The following is a 539-nucleotide window of genomic DNA, read 5'->3' as shown; positions in this document are numbered from 1 at the left end:
CAATCCTGGTTGTTGCTGCGACTGATGGCCCAATGCCACAAACTCGTGAGCACATCCTGTTAGGTCGCCAAGTAGGTGTTCCTTACATCATCGTTTTCCTGAACAAATGTGACATGGTTGACGACGAAGAACTGTTAGAATTAGTTGAAATGGAAGTTCGTGAACTTCTGTCTCAGTACGATTTCCCAGGCGACGACACTCCAGTTGTTCGCGGTTCAGCACTGAAAGCGCTGGAAGGTATCCCTGAGTGGGAAGCGAAAATTGTTGAATTAGCCGGTTACCTGGACAGCTACATCCCAGAACCAGAGCGCGCAATTGACCGTCCATTCCTGCTGCCAATCGAAGACGTATTCTCAATCTCTGGTCGTGGTACAGTAGTAACAGGGCGTGTTGAGCGTGGTATCGTTAAAGTTGGTGAAGAAGTTGAAATCGTTGGTATCCAAGACACAGTTAAAACAACTTGTACTGGCGTTGAAATGTTCCGTAAACTGCTTGACGAAGGTCGTGCTGGTGAGAACGTTGGTGTTTTACTGCGTGGT

1 protein-coding gene is annotated in these 539 nt (G+C 47.7%); it reads left to right on the top strand.

Going from position 1 to position 539, the window contains the following annotated elements; translation table 11 throughout:
• Window positions 1-539 (top strand): GTP-binding protein (locus tag PROVRUST_RS18025; protein ID WP_006816339.1); only part of this gene is annotated, 539 nt, incomplete at both ends.

This window comes from Providencia rustigianii DSM 4541, from assembly GCF_000156395.1.
GTDB classification, from domain to species: Bacteria; Pseudomonadota; Gammaproteobacteria; order Enterobacterales; family Enterobacteriaceae; genus Providencia; species Providencia rustigianii.
This window is presented reverse-complemented; position numbering and strand designations above follow the sequence as displayed.